Consider the following 17,368-nt stretch of genomic DNA (forward strand, 5'->3'; position numbering starts at 1 on the left):
GCATAGACTCCCCCGATGCTCACCGTCCACCACCTCAACAATTCCCGCTCGCAGCGGGTCCTGTGGCTGCTTGAAGAACTTGGGCTCCCGTACGAGATCAAGCACTACCAGCGCGACCCGAAGACGATGCTTGCGCCGCCCGAGCTGCGCGCCGTGCACCCGCTCGGCAAGTCCCCGGTGATCAGCGACGACGGGCTCGTCATCGCCGAATCCGGCGCCATCCTGGAGTACCTCGTCGACCGCTACGGCGAGGGCCGTTTCAAGCCTGCCGTCGGCACGTCCGACGCGCTGCGCTACCGCTACTGGATGCACTACGCCGAGGGCTCGGCGATGCCGCCGCTGCTGCTCAAGCTGGTCTTCGACCGCATCGAGCGCGCGCCCGTGCCGTTCTTCGTGAAGCCGATCGCCAAGGGCATCGCCGCGAAAGCCAAGGCGACCTTCGTGCAGCCGCAGATCGACAACCACATGAACTACCTGGAAGGCGAACTCGGCAAGAGCCCGTGGTTCGCCGGCGCCGAGTTCAGCGCGGCGGACGTGCAGATGAGCTTCCCGCTCGAAGCCGCCGTGCAACGCGGCGGCGCCGCGGCGCGTCAGCCGCGCATCACCGAGTTCCTGCAGCGCATCCACGCGCGGCCCGCTTACCAGCGGGCGCTGGAGCGCGGTGGTCCCTACGCGCTCGTGCCGTCGAAGTGAGCGGTTCGGCGCACGAGGTCCGTGCGCCTGCCCTCAACCCTGCTTCGCCAAGAACGCCGCCACCAACGCATTCGCATGCCCGTGGCCCATCTCGTGTTCCGTCTTCAACAGCGCGACCAGCTCCATGTGCTTCATCGGCCCGGCCGCCTTCAGCACGCCCATCCAGTGATCGATGGGCTGACCGTACTTCTTCTCGATGGACGGGAAGTACGACGCGGGTCCTTTGACTTTCTCTTCGGTGCTCATGAATCGCTCCTGGTTGGCTGGTGATCGTCGGGTCAGTGCCTGACCTCATCCTCACGACGATCGACCCGCGCCGTTTTCGACACGGCGTTCCTCTTCAACCGACCAGCGACCACAGCAACGCCGCATTCGCCCCGGTCACCAGCGCGAAGAGCCCCCAGCTCAGCACCCGCACCACCGGCCCGTTGGCGAATTCGCCCATCACCGCGCGGTCGCCCGTCAGGCGGATCAGCGGCCACATCGCGAAGGGCAGTTGCAGGCTCAGCACCACCTGGCTCGCGACCAGCAGCTGTCCGACCGCCGCCTCGCCGAACCACCACAGGCCGATGAACGCCGGCACCAGTGCCAGGAACCGCGTCGCCAGCCGGCGCTGCCAGCACGGGATCTTCAGCCGGAGGAAGCCCTCCATCAAGACCTGACCCGCGATCGTGCCGGTGAAGGTCGAGCTCTGGCCCGCCGCCAGCAGCGCCACGCCGAACAGCACCGACGCGATGGAGCCGCCCACCAGCGGGTCCAGCAGGTGGTACGCGTCCTGGATCTCCGTCACCTCCGTGTGCCCGTGCGCGTGGAAGGCCGTCGCGGCCAGGATCAGGATCGCCGCGTTCACCATCAAGGCCAGCGTCAGCGACACCAGCGTGTCGATCGTCGACAGCTTGATCGCGTCGCGCTTGGCCGACGCCGTGTTCCCCACGCGCCGCGTCTGCACGATCGACGAGTGCAGGTAGAGGTTGTGCGGCATCACCGTCGCGCCCAGGATGCCGATGGCCAGCAGCAGCGCCTTCGGGTCCTGCACCGCGACGCCGTTGGGCACGAAGCCGCGCGCCACCGCCGCCCAGTCCGGCCCGATCAGGAACAGCTGCACCGCGTAGCAGACGCCGATCGTCATCACCAGGCCGAGGATGATCGCTTCCACCTGCCGGAAGCCCCGGCCCTTCAGCCCAAGCACGATCACCGTGTCCAGCGCCGCGATGCCGACCCCCGCCAGCAGCGACATCCCGAACAGCAGGTGCAGCGCCAGCGCCGTGCCCAGCACCTCGGCCACGTCGCAGGCGACGATGGCGAGCTCGGCCATCACCCACAGCGGCAGGCGCACCGCGGGCCGGTAGCGCTCGCGGCAGGCCTGCGCGAGGTCAAGACCCGACACCAGCCCCAGCCGCAGCGACAAGGTCTGCAGCAGCATCGCCGCCAGGCTCGACGCCAGCACCACCCACAGCAGCGCATGGCCGAAGCGCGAGCCGGCCTCGATGTCCGTGGCCCAGTTGCCCGGGTCCATGTAGCCGACCGAGACCAGCAGCCCCGGCCCCGCGACGCGCAGCAACCGCTTCCACAACGGCGCGCCCTCGCGCAGATCGATCGAGCCGTGGACCTCGGAGGGACAGAACGGGGCGGTGGCGGTGGTGGGCAGGCCGAGCATGGGGCGGATTCTCGGGGCAGAACGCCGCCCGTCTCCTCATCATCACTTTGAAGGATGCCGGTGCGGGGGGGCGCTGTCAGCATGGGTCAACGCAAGGCGCGAGGAGGGGCCATGGCCCAGAGAGACATCAACCAGGCCGGGCTGGATCTGATCAAGGGCTTCGAGGGCATCGTCGACGGCGATCCGGCCACCGTCAATCTCGATCCCTATGCGGATCCCGTCGGCATCTGGACCATCGGCTGGGGCCACGCCATCCGGCAGGGCGGACGCTTCCTGACCGGCGACGGCGACAAGGCCGCGGCCTACGCGCTGTACCCCGGCGGCATCACCGACATCGAGGCGGAGGACCTGCTGCGCGCCGACCTGATGGACGCCTCCCGCGACGTGGAGCACCTCGTCAAGGTGGGCCTCACCGACAACGAATTCGCCGCCCTGGTCAGCTTCACCTTCAACGTCGGCAGCGGCAACCTCGGCGCCTCGACGCTGCTGCGCCTGCTCAACACCGGCGACAAGGGCGCGGCCGCGGAGCAGTTCGGGCGCTGGGTCCTCGCCAAGGGCGTCGTCCTCAACGGGCTCAAGCGGCGCCGCGCGGCGGAGCGCGAGCTCTTCCTCACGCCATGAGCGCAGCCAGCCCCATGAACCCGGACCGCCTCATGCCCGCACCCCGCCACCTCCTTGCGAGACGCCCATGACCGTCAAGTTGTCCTCCCATGCGAAGGTGCTGCTCGTCACCGTCGTCGTCCTCGGCGCGATCGTTGCCACCTTCGTCGGACTGAGCCCCGGCGCGCGCGCCTCGCGGCTCGCCGACACGCGCATCAACGAGCAATTCTCCTTTCCACGCCTCACCGAGCCGACCTGCGACCAGATCCCGTCGCCCACCGCCATGGCCTTGTGGATCGAGGGCATGGACACCGGCATCAAGGCCGTCGGCTGCGAGGACAACCCGCCGGTCGCGCGCTTCGACTTCCGCCACGTGCGCCCGCCCGGCCAGTCCGTCGAGGTGGACCGCGCCGTCTGGGGACTGATCCTCGGACATCCGCTGCGCACCGTCGCCGAGCCCCGTACCCTGGCCTACAAGATCGTCCTGACCCCCGAGGGCGGCGCCCCCCGGCGCATCACGCAGCCGGGCAGCCAGTTCAGCTTCGTCATCTTCGAGTGGTGGGCGCCGCTGGCGCTGGTCGTCGTGCTGCTCGTCTGGGGGCTCATCGTCTACCTCGCCGGACACTCGGCCCTGCTGCGCGACGTCGGTCAGGCCGACCTGCCGCTGGAGCGCCGGACCTTCAGTCTGGCGAAGACGCAGTTCGCCTGGTGGTTCGCCATCGTCTTCGCGTCCTTCGTGTTCCTGTGGCTGGTCACCGGGCAACTGCCGAGCGTGAGCCCGCAGGCCCTCGCGCTGATGGGGATCTCGGGCGCGACCACCGTCGTGGCCGTCGGCATCTCGAACGGCCGCGAGGTCGCCCCCGGCCGCGAGGGCGTGTTCTTCCACGACATCCTGGCCGATGCCGGCGGCGTCGCCATCCAGCGCCTGCAGATGGTCGTCATGACCGCGGCGCTGGGGATCATGTTCCTGATCGAGGTCGCGACCGAACTCGCGATGCCCGAGTTCGACGGCTCGCTGCTGACGCTCATGGGGCTGAGCGCCGGCGCCTACGTCGGCATGAAGGTGCCCGAAGACCTGTCCGGCAAGGCCGGCGCCGCCGAGGACGGCCCGGCCGCCGATCCGAAATCCGGCTACACGCCGACCCCCTGATCGTCCGGAGAAGGAGCTCCCCATGCGTCGCGACATCCTGCCCATCGGCATCGCCGCCGTCCTGACCGCCGGCTGCGCCGGCAATCCGATCGTCGACATCGACGCGCCCGGCTTCAGGGTCGCGACCACCAAGGAAAGCGGCAAGGAGATCGACACGCTGCCCAAGGCGCAGCAGTTCGCCAACCTGGTCCGGGCCACCTACCAGGAGGCCATCCGCGACCAGTCCGCGCAGGCCCAGGCGTCGTTCTCGGGCCTGCTCTGGCTGGGCGCCGGCATCCTCGGCATCGCCGCCGGCCATCCGCACCGCGACGCGATCCTGGTGCCGTCCCTCGTCGGCGGCACCTTGCTCGGGCAGTCCCGCATCCAGCTCGATGCCCGCCGCGTCCAGGTCTGGAACGAAGGCATCCGGGCGATCGATTGCGCGAAGGATGCGTCCCTGCCGCTGGAGATCAGCGCGAAACGGTACGCGGAGATCGACGCGAGGCAGGAGGTCCTCGGCCAGCAGATGGACCGCACCGAGCGGGCCGCGCAGGCGCTGCGCGACCTGGTGGCCAAGGCCATCGCCGACAAGGCCTCGGTGCCCATCACCAGCGGCGCGGAAACCCTGCTCGCCCAGTCGGCCGTGGCCATCAAGGACGCGTCGACGATGCGCGGCAGCGCGCTGACCTTGCTCGACGCCCTCAGCGGCAAGGAACTGAGGCAGGCCGTCTACCGCATCGCGCAGGCGGTGAACAAGGCGATGGAATCGCTGCTGGTGAATCCCGAAGCCGCGATGGACGCGGGACTGAAGGGCTACAAGGACTTCGCCGCGTCGATCGCCCAGGGCGGCGAAGCCATCGCGGGCAAGGCGGCCACGGCCGAGTACACGCCGGACGCCAAGCGGTCGGTGGCCCAAGGCGACAACGCCAGCGACATCGACGCGGCGGCTCGGACCCTGGCCAATGAAATGGTCGCGCTGGAAGCCGCCCGCGTGGCGGTCTCGGGCGTGCTATCCACCGTCGATGTCTCGGGCGTGCCCAAGGCGCTGAAGAAGTGCGGCGTGACCGACGTCGTCGCGGCGATGGCGCTGGCGCCGCGCGAGCTCGAGTTCGTGCTCAAGGGCGCCGTCACCGGTCAGCGCATCCACGTCACCGGCGGCTCGCCGCCCTATCGCTTCGAAGCCCAGGAGGAGGGCAGCGCCGACCTGCTGCTGCTGGTCGATACCGGCAACACGGACAGCCGCTCGGTCCGGTTGACCCCGGCCACCACGGCGGGGACCTATCACTTCCGGGTGTCGGACACGAGCGCGATCAGGCAGACGCAGTGGCTCGTGGTGCGGGTCAGGGAGGCCGCCGCGTCCGCGCCGGCCGAGGATCCGAAAAAGAAGGGGACCGTCACCGCGCCGCCTCCGCCCGCACCCCCACCGAAGAAGCCCGACCCGGCCGCGTCGGCGCCCGCTCCCGCTCCCGCTCCCGTGGGCGCGGCCTCGGTCGTGGTGGTCGCACCGCCGGCGCCGCCGGCCTCCGACGCCGAAGCGAAGAAGGCCCAGGGCGCTCGTGTCGATGCCGCCTGGCGCGCGCTCGACGCGTCGCTGAAGGCCGGTGGCGGCCTCAAGGGCACAGTGGCCGGCACCCAGTTCAGGGTGGCCTCGACCGAATTCGCCACCGCCAGGTTCTTCGTGACCCTCAAGTGCGATCCGATGCCCGCGCAGGGACTGCCCGTCAAGGACGTGCGCAGCCTCCTGACGGCGGCGAACAAGGACGCCGTCAAGTCGCTGGTCGCCGACAAGGCCCTGTCGCCGGACTTCACGCAGATCGACCTCACGCGCAGCGCGCCCTGCGTCAAATCGTGACCCCGTCCGATCGCAGCCGGCGGTCGCCCGTGCCGCCGGCCCGTCAGACCTGGGCCGCCCGCATGCGCGCGCAGGCCCTGCGGATGGACGAGGCCCTGCTGGCCGAAGCCAGGACCAACACCGAGGCGGCCGCGAAGGACGTCGCCTTCCTGTTCGGCCTGGCGCGCGAGATCTGCCTGACGCGCGCGCCGGAACTGCTGGGCGCGCATCGGGACGTGGTGTCCCTGGCCCCCGGCTTCCGGCAGCGCGGCGACGGCGCGAGCTGGTCCGTCACCAGCGACGTCTGCATCGTGCTGGTGGTGCGGGAGAAGCGCGCCTTGCCCGCAGACTCGCCGGCGCGCCTGCCGCGGTGGCTGGTGACCTTCGCCGATCGCGGCGCAGGCCGGGTGCCTTTCGCGATGCCGATCGACGTGCAGGACAGCGGGTCCTACCACCGCAGCGTGCCGCACGGCGATCGGCGCGTCAGCGTGCACCACGCGGGTCACGCGATGCCCGAGCGGGGCAGCTTCGCATGCCTGGTCCGGCTGTCGGAGCCCGGCGGCGTGCGCGACTGCCTGCTGAGCGCGCAACACGTGTTCTCGCCGTCGCCGGACGGTGACACCGGCGCGGTGTTCGGCGGCCTCGAGGTGAAGGAATTCGTCACTGGATCCACCCTCGCGCGCACGCTGGAGGTCGGAGGGCTGATCGATGGCGACGAGGCGTCTACCCAGCCCAGCTTCGACGTGCAGCTGGCGGAGATCCTCGACCCGGCGGCGGTGGCGCGGCTCGCGGCCTTGGGACGCTTCGACCCCGTCCACCCCTGGGTGCGCTCCGTGGAAGAGCTGCTGATCCTGGACCGCGACCACTGGTTCGAACTGCTGTCGCCGCGCGAGGGCGTGGGGTCGATACGCGTGACCGTGAGCGTCACGCCGCATCTTCCGGTGCCCTTGCCCTATGAACTGGCCGGCACCCCGCGCAACGTGGTCCGCACGCTGTACCAGACGGAGCTGATCGGCTTCGAGGCGATCGATGCCCAGGGCTCGCGCCCGGGCGACAGCGGCAGCCCCATCGTGCTGGTCGGCGCGGACGGCCGCATGACGCTGGTGGCCATGCACATCGCCGGCGACGACGGCCTGGCCTGGGCCATTCCCGCGTGGCGGCTCTTCGACCTGTCGAACTGGCTGCCGCTGCCCGCCGGGGCGACCCTCGCGCCGATGGATGCGCGCTGATCGCCGGATCGCCTCACCACCTGAGCGCCTGACCGCCTGACCGCCTGTGGGGGACCGCCGGATCGCCGGACCGTTATAGTCCCGCCTCCTTCGCAGTTCCCGCCTTTGCGTCGCGACCCATGCCCCTGGCCGACCTCCGCGCGGCGATAGCCGCCGAGCTGGCCGCGACGCCCGAGTTCTACGATTTCCGCGTGCTCCGCAGCACGGCCGACGGCGCGCTCTGGCGCGTGACGCTCGAGCCCGACTACGTCTACGCCGAAGGCCAGCGGCCGGGGCAGGCGTCCGCGCACACGCTGCTCGACGAGCGACTCGAAGGCGCGTCCGCGTGGTGGGGCGCGCCGACCAAGGGCAGCGCGACCGTGCGCGCCGTCGTCGTCGAGGACGACCAGCTCGTGCTGCAGAACGCCAGCGCCCCGCCGCCGGGCGAGGGTCATCTCTTGCGCCTCTACCCGCCGCGTTTCTTGAACGCTATCGCCGATGCCTGGCGCGACGACGCCTGGGCGCGCCGCGCCGCCGACTGCTGGCCGGGACTCTCGAGGCCGAGACCGAGGCCCGACGCGCCCGCGCTCGACGGCTCGCCGTTCCGATGGCTGCGGCCGGCGCAGCGCGAGGCGCTGAAGCTCGTCGGCTTCCACGACGCCTTCCTGTGGGGCCCGCCCGGCACCGGCAAGACGACGACGCTCGGCGTGCTGCTCGCCGAATACCTCGACCGCCGACCCGCCGCGCGCGTGCTGTTGCTCTCGACGACCAACCATGCCGTGGACCTCGCGACGATCGCCGTCGACAAGGCGCTGCAGAAGGGCCGTCGCGAGCCTCTGCGTCCGACGGTCCAGCGCCTCGGCTCGCGCTTCGATGCCGATGCCTACGAGGGACGCGGGCATCTGATCCCGTCCTCGGGCACACCGTCGCCGCAAGTGCTGGAGCGATGCCGACTCGCCACGATGACGACGACACGCGCCGCCTTCACGCTGAAGACGCTGCGCGAGCTCTCGCCCGATGGCGAGCCGCCGTTCGACCTCGTCGTCTTCGACGAAGCCAGCCAGGTGAGCCTGGCCCACGCGCTGGCGCTGATGCCGCTGGGACGCGCGCGGCTCTTCGCGGGCGATCCGCAGCAGCTCTCGCCGGTCCTGCGCAGCGAGGACCGCTTGGCGCGACAGTGGCTCGGACGCTCGCCGTTCGCGGCGATGCCGCGCGGCGGACGGAGCGGACGGAGCGGACGGAGCGGACAGAGCGGACAGAGCGGACAGAGCGGGGAAAGTGGGCAAGTCGGGCAAGCTGAGCAGAGCGGCCAGGGCAGGGGACCGGTGGCGATGCTCAACGAGCAGTCCCGCATGGCCGCGCCGATCGGGGCGCTCGTCAGCGACCTGTTCTACGACGGCGCGCTGCGCGTCGCCGCGGATGCGCTGGCATCGGAGGCGTGGCACCAGGCGCGCGCCCGGGCGCTCGGCGATATTCCCGCAGACGTCCACGTGAAGGTGCATCGCATCACGCGCGAGGGCTTCTGGTCCGCGAAGGATCGCGGTCCGATCCGGCGCGAGTCCGCCGATGCCATCGCGGGCCTGATCGCGCAGGCGCTCGCCAGCGGCGACTGGGCGCCGCACGAGCTCATCGTGCTGACGCCGTTCCGCGCGCAGCGGGCGCTGATCCGGCAGCGGATGGATGCGCTCGGCGTCGATGAGCGCGTGAGAGTCAGTACCGTCCACCGCGCGCAGGGCAGCGAGGCCCCGGTGGTGTTCTTCGACCCCGGCCGACGGCACGCAGCCCTTCTTGAAGACGGAAGAGGCGCGCCGGCTGCTCAACGTCGCGCTGAGCCGCGCGCAGGCGAAGGTGGTGATCTGCCTCTCGTCGGCGGACCTGACCAACGAGGTGCTCGCGCCGATCGTCCATCGCATGCGCCTGGCCGGCGATCCGCGCGAGGCGGTGCCGCTGCTGACGCTGGCGAAGGCGCCGGACTTCCCGTTCAACACGCGCGGGTTGCGCGTGGCCGCAGGGCGCTTGGTCGGCGAGGTCGACCGCATCGCGCCCGACGGCGCGCGCTTCTGGATCATCAACGAGCGCAGCGGCAACGAGGTCGTGATCGACGCCGAGTTCTGGCGCCAGAAGTAGGCGCTGGAAAGGCCCATCGCCGCTCGGCCTCGCCACTTGGCCATCCCTTCGGGCGCCAGAAATGGGCGCCACAAAAGCAAACGCCCCGCGGAGCGGGGCGTTCCTGGGCGAGGGCGGCGCCGGTGGGCGTCGCCGTTCAGCCTGCGATCAGACCGGCACGCGGCGCAGCATTTCCACGCCGACGTCGCCGTTGGCGACTTCGCGCAGCGCGGTCACGCCGGGCTTGTTCTTCGACTCCAGCTTCGGCGCGTGGCCTTGGCTCAGCATGCGGGCGCGGTAGGTCGCGGCAAGCACCAGCTGGAAGCGGTTCGGGATCTTGGTCAGGCAGTCTTCGACAGTGATGCGGGCCATGCTGGTTCCTGAAAGTCGGGGTTATTCGGTAACGTCGTCGATGAGGTCGAGCGCGCGGAAGACGGTCGACCGGTTACGGCGTTGGGTCGCGTATTTTAGCCGCTGCGCCTGGACAATCGACTTCAGGTCGAAAATCGCCGTCTCGAACACGGCATTGATGACCACGAAATCGAAGTGTTTCGCCTGCGCGACCTCTTCGCGCGCGGTCTTCATCCGCTTGGCGATCACCTCGTCCGCGGTGTCGCCGCGGCGGATCAGGCGCTGCTTCAGTTCCTCCCAGCTCGGCGGCAGGATGAAGATCAGCACCGCGTGCGGGAACAGCTGCTTGATCTGCAGCGCGCCCTGGTAATCGATCTCCAGCACGACGTCGTCGCCATGCGCGAGCCGCGCCTCGATCGCCGCGCGCGAGGTGCCGTACAGGTTGTCGTGGACATGCGCCCATTCGAAGAACTCGCCGCGGTCGATCATCCCGCGGAACGCTTCCTCCGTGACGAACAGGTATTCGCGGCCATGCTGCTCCTGCCCGCGGGGATCGCGCGAGGTGTGGGAGACGGAGACGCTCAGCTTGGCGTCCAGCTCCAGCAGCGCCTTCACGAGACTGGATTTGCCCGCGCCGCTCGGCGCGGCGACGACGAAGAGATTGCCCGGATATTCCATCCCTAGATTTTAGGGGGCTTCAGCGACCTCCAGCGACCAGCCAGGCCTGCCAGCGGTGCGCCACGTCCACGTCGCCGGCTCCGGCGCCCTGTGGGTCCGGATCCCCCAGCCGGGCCGTCAAGACCTGCCACGCGGGCTTGCCGCGCGCCTGCAGCAGCACGTCGCGCACGACCAGCGCCGCCCTTGTCCGCGTGAGCGCGTCGGGCGAGTCCAGCAGCGGCGTCACCGCCGGCAAGGCGGCTTCGCCTCTCTGGACCAGCATGAACACCGCGACCGTGTACGGACCGTGCAGCTCGTCCGGCAGGTCGTTGATCGTGCGCGCCAGCGCCTCCGTGGCGCGCGGATCGTTCAGGCGGGCCAGGCCTTGCGCGCCCCGTCCCCGCACGAGCGGGTCCGCATCGGCGAGCAGTCCCGCCAGCGCATCGGCGGATCCGGGATCGGCGATCTCGGCCAGCGCCTGGGCGATCTGCGCACGCGTCGTTGCGCAGGCCTGGGGCAACGCGGCCACGAGCGCCGCCGTGGCCGCCGCCCCTTGACCCACCAGCGCAGCGAGCGCCAGTGCCCGCGCGTTCGGATCAGCCGCGTCCAGCTGGGTCACCAGGTCGTGCGGCGGTGTGCGGTTCGAGGGCTGGGTCATGTCAGGGTCCCGCAGGGGCCGGCACGGGCACCGGGGCGGCGCCCGGCGGTGCGGTGTCGGTGAAGGTGAGCAGCACCCGCCGGTTCATCTGCCGGTTGGCGTCGCGCGACTGGTCGGCGCCGACGGCCGGATTGCCGCCCTGGTCGCCGGTGCCGGCATCGGCGGTGGCCGCGGTGGAGGCGCCGTGGGTGATGACGATGCCGTCGATGCGCGCCGCATCGATGCCGCGCGCGAGCAGGCCGGCCTCGACCGACGCCGCGCGTCGCCCGGACAGGTCCACGTTGTACTGGCTGGCCCCGCCGACCTGGTCCGCGAAACCCTCCAGCGACACGTGCACCGTGGGGTTGCGGGTCATGTACGCGAGGAACGCGTCGATCTTGCCGGCCTCGGCGGGCGTGAGCACGTCGCTGTCGAAGTCGAAGTAGAAGGTCACCGGCTCGTGCACGTAGAAATCGCGGTGGCGCTCGAGCGCTTCGTCGAAGGTCGCGGACGTCCCCCCGACGGCGACCGCCCGTTCGTTCTGGACGACGCCGGCGCGGACCTGGAAGCCCCAGTTCAGCGAGCCGTAGACGACGCCGGTGTCCTCGCTGCGGGCCACGGTCTCGAAGGAGAAATCCCGGTTGTTGGGACCGGTCGTGCCCGGCGCATCGAACATCTGCGCCGAGCGGATGTCCGCCGGATCGCTCGAACGCTTGAAGCCGGTCTGCTGCGCGCCGCCGCCCGGTCCGAACGGATAGTTCGGCGACAGCGCGCTGCCCGGGGCCGCGGCCGCGCCGCCGCCGAAGGGCTGGTGGAGCGCGTCGATGAAGAAGCCGCCTTCGACGCCGCGTGTCGTGTCCTCCTGCGTGCGCAGCCCGGGATCGCCGAGCGCGCCGCGCGGCGCCTGCAGCGCCCCCATCGTGGCGATGGCGACGTCGGCGCCGGCATCGGTGTCGCGGACGACCTGGACCAGGGAGATGACGTTGGCGTTCGGCGCGTCCACGTCCGGGATGAAGCGGATGGTGCCGCTCATGCCGCTGGGCGTGGGCGGGGTGTTGGTGACGCCTTGCTGGGTCGCCATGCCGATCTCGAAGCCGCCCAGCGGCACGGGCATGCTCTGCATCAGGTCGCGCTGGATCAGCGGCGGACCGCCGCGCGCGCTGATGCCTCCGGTGACGCCCGCGCCGGTCGCGCCGCCGCCCTGCTGCACGGTGTGCGTCAGCTCGTGCGCCATCAGGTCGCGGTCCTGCGGGCCGTGGCCGGCACCGAAGTAGATGTCGCCGCCCAGCGTGAAGGCGCGCGAGCCGAGGTCGCGGTTCAGCGAGGCGGCCTGGCTGCCGCTGTGCAGGCGCACGTGGCCCAGGTCCATGCCGAAGTGGGGCTCCATCGCGGCGCGCGTGGCCGTGTCCAGCGGCCGGCCGTCCGAGGGCAGGGCGGACAGGGCGGGCGCGGAGGTGCCGCGAGGGGCCTCGGCGGGAGCTGCAGCGGAAGAAGCCGCAGAAGAAGCCGCAGAAGAAGCCGCAGAAGAAGCAGCAGAAGCAGCGGCAGAAGAAGCCGCAGGAGAAGCGGACTCGCGCACGCGATCGGCCATGCGATCGGCCTCGCGCTCGAAGCTGTCGCGCGGCCGGCCCAGGGCGACGGTGCCGCCCGGCACGGGCGGACGGCGGCCTGCTGCAGGAAGCGCGGCGTGCCGGCCTTCGGGGATCGGCGGCCGCCGGCCGGTTCGCCGCCGCGGCGCGCGGCGGCGCCGGCGGCATGGGTCTTGTAGGTCATGGCTCCTCCTGTTGCGAGCTCGCGCGCCGGCGCCGCCACCACGACACGAGCGCCACCGCGACCAGCGCGAGGTAGGCCCAGCCGAGCCACGGCACCAGCCCTTGCGAGATCCACGCCGGCACCGGCCGGTCGCGCCCGGTCCACCAGCCGGCGAGCGCGATCGCCACGATCACGGCGATCGCGAGCACCCAGCGCGCCACCGGCGTCAGCAGGCGGAACAGGTCGACGCGACGGCGGGGCGGGTGTTCAGGCATGAAGGTCCTCGGTCCGTGGGCAGGGGCAGGTCAGAAGGCCTGCGAAAGGCGGAAGAACTCCGACGTCGGCTCGACGGCGCCGAGGTTGACGTCGGCACACCGGGGCGGGGCCGGATGTTGAAGCGCGGTTGCAGGCGATAGGTGCTCGTGGGTGGCAGTGTCGTGCCGTGCGGGATGGCGGCGCCGCGGGCTTCCACGATCCCGCCGTTGCGCGCCAGCAGCGGATAGCCCGCGAGCTGGTTCTCGGTGAATGGTGCGCTTGCGCTGAGCTTGGAGTCAAACGCGATCAGGCGACCGTCGAGCCGGCTGCTGCCGAGGTTGTCGGCGATGAAGAAGAAGTCCGCCGGTTGCCCGTTGTCCAGCAGGGGGCGGATGCGCACCTGGCGCGAGACCCCGTCGAAGTTGTCGGCGAGGAACTCGTTGCCCATGTACTCCGCCGTCCGGCCATAGGAGCCGCTGCCTTCGACCGCGCTCGCGCGGGCGCTCCAGCCTGGATCGTCCCGGCGCAGCCGCGAGGCCCCCATTTCCTCGCGCCCGGCGATCTCGGGCGAGGCGGTCGCTTCGCGGTGCATGGAGAGCACGTCGTCCGCCGCGCCGCCGCCGGGCAGTTCCGGACCGGCGCGCAGGCGGGCGACCACGTCGCGCTCATTGGCCGCGCCCTTGAACAGCGCCTGACGCTGTTCCGGCGTGTGGAATCCGAATTCGTCGAGCACCTCGTCCATCGTCTTGCCTTCCGCGGACACGCGGGCGGCGAAGGCATCCCGCACGCCCTGCTCCGCCGGGGTGAAGCAGTCCGGGCACGGGATCGGCAAGGCGCCATTCGAGCGCCGCACGCAGCCGCCGCCCGGCAGCTCGACGATCTCGTGCTCGCCCAGCGTGGCACGCTGGTTCGGCGGCTGGCCTTCGACGAGATTGGGATGCTCGTCCACGAAGGCCACTTCGTTGGCCGCCTCGCGCGGCGTGATCTGGTCGCTCTCCATCCGCGAGCTGCGCGACACCGATGCGTCCCGCTCCGCGCCGGTCGCGGGCGGCGTGTCCTCGACGCGCGCGCGGCTCTCGGACGCGGAGGGCATGGCCTCGTCGGAGGCGGCGGGAACAGCGTCGTCCGCGGCCGAGGGAACCGCGTCGTCCGCGGCGGCCGGCACCGGCTCGTCGACGGCGCCCGGCGCATGGACGTCGTCCGCGGCGCCGGCCACGCGCGCCTCGCCCGCCAGCGCGCCACCGGGTGCGCGCGCCTCGGCCCACACCGCGGCGCGGGCCTCGGCCGACGCGTTGCGGGCCATGCCGAGGTTGGCGATGTCGTCGCCGACGATGAAGCTGCGCGAGAAGCGGCTGCCGAAGTACTCGCGCGTGCCGGACCACGCGCCGCGCACACCGCGCCCGACGCTGCCCGGCAGACCGCGCACGCCGCGCGCCACGGCGCCCGGCAGGGCCCGCGCACCGCGCGCCACCGCGCCGGGCAGGGCCCGTGCGCCTCGCGCCACGGCGCCGGGCAGCGCGCGCACGCCGCGGCCGGCCGCGCCGAGGCCACGCCCGACCGCGCGTCCCGCCGCCACGGTGCCGCGCGCGATGCCGCGCCCCGCGGCCACGGTGCCGCGGCCGATCGCCCGGCCGGTCGCGACGGCGCCGCGACCGATGGCACGCCCCGTCGCCAGCGCCCCACGCCCGATCGCGCCCGGTGCCGCGCGCGCGCCGCGCGCCAAGGCACCCGGCAAGGCGCGCACGCCGCGGGCCGCCGCGGCCGGCAGCGCGCGCAGGCCGCGTCCCGCCGCGCCGAGCGCCGCCCGTCCGCCGACGCCGGCCCGCGCGCCCATCTGCGCGGCGTAGCGCACGCCGCCGCCCGCCGCGCGGATCTCCGACGCCGCCGCCCGGCCGCCGAGCTGCCCCGCCTTGGCCATGCCCATCTGCATCAGCACGTTGCCGGCGTCGCTGACGTTCTCCGTCATCTGGTCGGCCTCGGACTGCAGCTCCGCCGCGGTCTGCGCGCAGGCCGCGTCGATGAGGTTCTTGATGAACACCAGCGCCTGCAGCACCAGCGCCACCTTGCCCACGGCGATGGTCCAGCCGCCGACCGTCGTGAGCACCGTGGTGCAGAACGCGATCACCGGGCGGTCACCGGCGCCGCCGTCCCGAAGGACAGGATGGTGATCGCCGTCATGATCGCGATGATCACGCCCGCCAGCGCGGTGATCGAGCCCAGCACGATCGTCAGGCCGGTGGCGATGTCGGCCGCCGACTTCAGCAGGTTGCCCAGCGGATCGCGCCGCCACTGCTCCGCGCTGAGCAGGTTGGCCCCGCCGGACAGCATCATCCCCAGCCCGCTGACCACGCCCATCATCGGCCCGCGCGGGTCGATCAGGCCCAGCGCGAGGTGGCCGAAACCGGGCCACTGGATGTTGCCCACCGAGCCGAACAGGTTGCGGCCGGTCTGCCGCAGCGCCCAGCCCATGCGGTCGGTCGCGCTCATGGCGGCGAAGCCGCCCTCGGTCTGGCTCTCGATGTCCGCGATCTGCGCGGCGCGGCGCTCGGCGGCGGCCTGCTGCGCCTGCTGGCGCGCCTCCTCGTTGGGCGGCTCCACGCCGGTCAGCCAACTGGGCAGGGCGCCCGACACCGCGCCGGCCGCATCGACGCGCTCGCGTTCCGGCGCCGCGGGCGCGGCCGGTGCCGCCGCGGCGATGGGACCCCCGTCCGCGGCGCCGCCGGACGCATCGGCGCCACCGTCGCTGCTCCCCTCGGCCGCCATCGCGCCGGCATCGCCGGCGTCGCCCGCATCAGCTCCAGCGCCGGCATCGCCTTGCGGCGACGGCGCGTCCGGTCCGGCGCTCGCGTCGGCCTCCGGCGCTGCTCCTGCATCACCGGCAGCGCCGCCTGCGGCACTGTCCGCTGCACCACCGTCGCCGGCTGGCGCCTGTGGAGGCGGTGAAGGCGGAGGTGGCGGCGTCTCGACATCTCCGCTGTCCGCGGGTGTGCGCTGCACCAGCTGATCGCCGCCATCGAGCGGCGCGGCGTCGATCGATTCGGTCTCCATCGGCGGCTCGACCTCTGCCGCTTCGGGCTCGTCGCCCGAGGCCTCTTCTTCCGAGACCTCTTCGCCAAGGGCTTCCTCGCCATAGAGTTCGACGACCTTCTCGCGGGTCCACGGTTCCGGCGCCGGGACCGCCGCCATGTTGGCGGCGTAGTCGCCCTGCACCGTCTGCAGGCGCGATTCGAGCTCGTTCGAGGTCTCCGCCAGCGCCGCGCCGCGGTCGTCGATCGCGGCGGCCTGGCCGGTGTGCTCGTCGGGCGCGCTCGCCAGCGACTCCATCTCGCCGCGCGCCGCGCCCGTCTGCTCGCCCATCGTGCCGAGCTTGTCGCTGGTGGCCGCCAGCGTCTGGTCCATGCCCTCCAGCCGGCTCTGCGTGACCGCGTTCTGCTGCTGCGCCTGCGCGGCGTCCTGACCCAGCGTGCCGGCCTTGGTGCGCGTCTGCGTGACGGCGTCGTCAGTCGTGCCGATGTCGCTGCCGGCCTGGTTCATCGCGCCGCCCTGTTCGCGCGCGTTGGCCGCGGCCTCGGCGTCGTCGGGCGTGTTGGCGGCGTTCTCGGCCGCCAGGCCGGAGGCCTCGCTGGCCATCGGTCCGGATTCGGCCTTGCCTTCGTCCGCCTTGGACTCGAAGTTCGGCGCCTCGGCCGCGACCGTCGCGGCCTTCTCCTGCGACACGCCCAGTCCCTGCCGCGCCTGACCGAGCAGCTCCTGCCGGAAGGCCAGGTGCTCGCGCGACTTCGAGACGCCCATCTCGGCCTGCATGACGCCGCCGCGCACCAGCGCCAGATTGCCGCGCAGGGTGGTGGCGTTGCGCCGTTCCTCGGTGGCGAAGGAACGGATGCGGCCGCTCTGCTCGCGCAGGCTCTGCGCCTGTGCCGCGAGGCCGGCGACCTGCTCGTCGGCGGCGGGATCGGCGGGCAACGGCCCACCGCCCGCATCGGTGGGCGCGCTGACCGCGGCGGGCACGGTCACCGGCATCTCGGGCGCCGGCATCGCGGTCCCCGCCGCGGTCCCGAAGGCGGCCTGCGCCTGTCCCGCACCGCCGTCCGCGAGACCGCCCGCCGCGCCCTTGCCGCCGCCTTTCCCGCCGGCCGCGGGCGGTCCGTCCGCCTCCACCAGCGGATCGGCGGGGGCGTCCGCGGCCTGCTCCGTCTGGGCGGCGGCCTCCTCGACCTTCGGCGCCTCCTGCGCCGGCCGGTCCACCGACGGCTTGGCCTGAGGCTCCAGCTTGCCGCGTTCCTGCGCCAGTTCGCCGCGGTCCACGCCGCCGGCCGCGCTGCGCGCCGTGTGCGCCCGCGCCGCCGCGTCCCCGGTCGGCTGCTCGTCCTCGTGGCCCTCGCTGGCCGCGCTGATCTTTCCCCTGCATCCGCGACAGCACGCCGCCGCCGTCCTCCGGGTGGCGGTAGTCGGCGGGCGCGCGCTGCACCGCCTCCGGACGGGCGCGGCCGCT

The 17,368-nt window shown here is 72.3% G+C and carries 15 protein-coding genes and 1 pseudogene; 7 read left to right on the forward strand and 9 right to left on the reverse strand.

The genetic code is table 11. The features are described from left to right. The first annotated feature begins 15 nt into the window (after positions 1-15). Positions 16-693: a glutathione S-transferase family protein gene (locus ACFJIX_RS16690; RefSeq protein WP_377152880.1), complete on the forward strand. Its 678-nt coding sequence runs from the start codon at positions 16-18 to the stop codon at positions 691-693. Positions 694-726: 33 nt separating this feature from the next. Here ACFJIX_RS16690 and ACFJIX_RS16695 read toward each other — a convergent pair whose 3' ends face one another. Then, a complete protein-coding gene (locus ACFJIX_RS16695; protein WP_377152882.1) occupies positions 727-939 on the reverse strand; it encodes a DUF4287 domain-containing protein in 213 nt (70 codons plus the stop codon). A 94-nt stretch (positions 940-1,033) separates the two neighbouring features. Continuing rightward, on the reverse strand, positions 1,034-2,350 hold the full coding sequence (locus ACFJIX_RS16700; protein WP_377152885.1) for an Nramp family divalent metal transporter: 1,317 nt from the start codon (positions 2,348-2,350) through the stop codon (positions 1,034-1,036). A 111-nt stretch (positions 2,351-2,461) separates the two neighbouring features. Here ACFJIX_RS16700 and ACFJIX_RS16705 point away from each other — a divergent pair, with 111 nt between their 5' ends. From ACFJIX_RS16705 to ACFJIX_RS16730, 6 genes and pseudogenes are all read left to right on the forward strand, one after another. Next, positions 2,462-2,971: a lysozyme gene (locus ACFJIX_RS16705; protein ID WP_377152887.1), complete on the forward strand. Its 510-nt coding sequence runs from the start codon at positions 2,462-2,464 to the stop codon at positions 2,969-2,971. A gap of 67 nt (positions 2,972-3,038) precedes the next feature. Next, positions 3,039-4,100 carry a hypothetical protein gene (locus tag ACFJIX_RS16710; protein ID WP_377152889.1) on the forward strand — a complete coding sequence of 354 codons (1,062 nt, stop codon included), beginning with the start codon at positions 3,039-3,041 and terminating at the stop codon, positions 4,098-4,100. A gap of 22 nt (positions 4,101-4,122) precedes the next feature. Then, positions 4,123-5,931, forward strand: coding sequence for a hypothetical protein (locus ACFJIX_RS16715; RefSeq protein ID WP_377152891.1), 1,809 nt, complete (start codon positions 4,123-4,125; stop codon positions 5,929-5,931). Between the two features lie 29 nt (positions 5,932-5,960). Further along, a complete protein-coding gene (locus ACFJIX_RS16720; RefSeq protein ID WP_377152893.1) occupies positions 5,961-7,139 on the forward strand; it encodes a hypothetical protein in 1,179 nt (392 codons plus the stop codon). A 119-nt stretch (positions 7,140-7,258) separates the two neighbouring features. After that, positions 7,259-8,833: pseudogene (locus ACFJIX_RS16725) on the forward strand (AAA family ATPase); the annotation flags it as partial. A 73-nt stretch (positions 8,834-8,906) separates the two neighbouring features. Next, positions 8,907-9,245, forward strand: a complete 339-nt coding sequence (locus ACFJIX_RS16730; RefSeq protein WP_377162088.1) for a hypothetical protein — start codon at positions 8,907-8,909, stop codon at positions 9,243-9,245. A gap of 147 nt (positions 9,246-9,392) precedes the next feature. Here ACFJIX_RS16730 and rpoZ read toward each other — a convergent pair whose 3' ends face one another. From rpoZ to ACFJIX_RS16765, 7 genes are all read right to left on the reverse strand, one after another. Next, complete coding sequence (gene rpoZ / locus ACFJIX_RS16735) at positions 9,393-9,596, reverse strand: DNA-directed RNA polymerase subunit omega (protein ID WP_058936171.1); 204 nt, start codon at positions 9,594-9,596, stop codon at positions 9,393-9,395. Between the two features lie 21 nt (positions 9,597-9,617). Then, positions 9,618-10,253: a guanylate kinase gene (gene gmk / locus ACFJIX_RS16740; protein WP_377152895.1), complete on the reverse strand. Its 636-nt coding sequence runs from the start codon at positions 10,251-10,253 to the stop codon at positions 9,618-9,620. Positions 10,254-10,272: 19 nt separating this feature from the next. Continuing rightward, positions 10,273-10,890, reverse strand: a complete 618-nt coding sequence (locus ACFJIX_RS16745) for a HEAT repeat domain-containing protein (protein ID WP_377152897.1) — start codon at positions 10,888-10,890, stop codon at positions 10,273-10,275. A 1-nt stretch (position 10,891) separates the two neighbouring features. After that, positions 10,892-12,523, reverse strand: a complete 1,632-nt coding sequence (locus tag ACFJIX_RS16750) for a DUF4157 domain-containing protein (protein ID WP_377152899.1) — start codon at positions 12,521-12,523, stop codon at positions 10,892-10,894. A gap of 115 nt (positions 12,524-12,638) precedes the next feature. Next, on the reverse strand, positions 12,639-12,896 hold the full coding sequence (locus ACFJIX_RS16755; RefSeq protein ID WP_377152901.1) for a hypothetical protein: 258 nt from the start codon (positions 12,894-12,896) through the stop codon (positions 12,639-12,641). Then, on the reverse strand, positions 12,848-15,001 hold the full coding sequence (locus ACFJIX_RS16760) for a hypothetical protein (RefSeq protein WP_377152903.1): 2,154 nt from the start codon (positions 14,999-15,001) through the stop codon (positions 12,848-12,850). The genes ACFJIX_RS16755 and ACFJIX_RS16760 overlap by 49 nt, the downstream gene beginning before the upstream one ends. Then, on the reverse strand, positions 14,998-17,181 hold the full coding sequence (locus ACFJIX_RS16765) for a hypothetical protein (protein ID WP_377152905.1): 2,184 nt from the start codon (positions 17,179-17,181) through the stop codon (positions 14,998-15,000). The genes ACFJIX_RS16760 and ACFJIX_RS16765 overlap by 4 nt, the downstream gene beginning before the upstream one ends. Positions 17,182-17,368 lie beyond the last annotated feature (187 nt).

Origin of the sequence: Roseateles sp. UC29_93 (assembly GCF_042695725.1) — a bacterium.
GTDB lineage: Bacteria > Pseudomonadota > Gammaproteobacteria > Burkholderiales > Burkholderiaceae_C > Roseateles > Roseateles noduli_A.

Excerpts from the sequence above, each read along its gene's own strand:
- ACFJIX_RS16690 (WP_377152880.1), top strand. The coding sequence starts at position 16 with ATGCTCACCGTCCACCACCTCAACAATTCCCGCTCGCAGCGGGTCCTG.
- ACFJIX_RS16695 (WP_377152882.1), bottom strand. The coding sequence starts at position 939 with ATGAGCACCGAAGAGAAAGTCAAAGGACCCGCGTCGTACTTCCCGTCC.
- ACFJIX_RS16700 (WP_377152885.1), bottom strand. The coding sequence starts at position 2,350 with ATGCTCGGCCTGCCCACCACCGCCACCGCCCCGTTCTGTCCCTCCGAG.
- ACFJIX_RS16705 (WP_377152887.1), top strand. The coding sequence starts at position 2,462 with ATGGCCCAGAGAGACATCAACCAGGCCGGGCTGGATCTGATCAAGGGC.
- ACFJIX_RS16710 (WP_377152889.1), top strand. The coding sequence starts at position 3,039 with ATGACCGTCAAGTTGTCCTCCCATGCGAAGGTGCTGCTCGTCACCGTC.
- ACFJIX_RS16715 (WP_377152891.1), top strand. The coding sequence starts at position 4,123 with ATGCGTCGCGACATCCTGCCCATCGGCATCGCCGCCGTCCTGACCGCC.
- rpoZ (WP_058936171.1), bottom strand. The coding sequence starts at position 9,596 with ATGGCCCGCATCACTGTCGAAGACTGCCTGACCAAGATCCCGAACCGC.
- gmk (WP_377152895.1), bottom strand. The coding sequence starts at position 10,253 with ATGGAATATCCGGGCAATCTCTTCGTCGTCGCCGCGCCGAGCGGCGCG.
- ACFJIX_RS16745 (WP_377152897.1), bottom strand. The coding sequence starts at position 10,890 with ATGACCCAGCCCTCGAACCGCACACCGCCGCACGACCTGGTGACCCAG.
- ACFJIX_RS16755 (WP_377152901.1), bottom strand. The coding sequence starts at position 12,896 with ATGCCTGAACACCCGCCCCGCCGTCGCGTCGACCTGTTCCGCCTGCTG.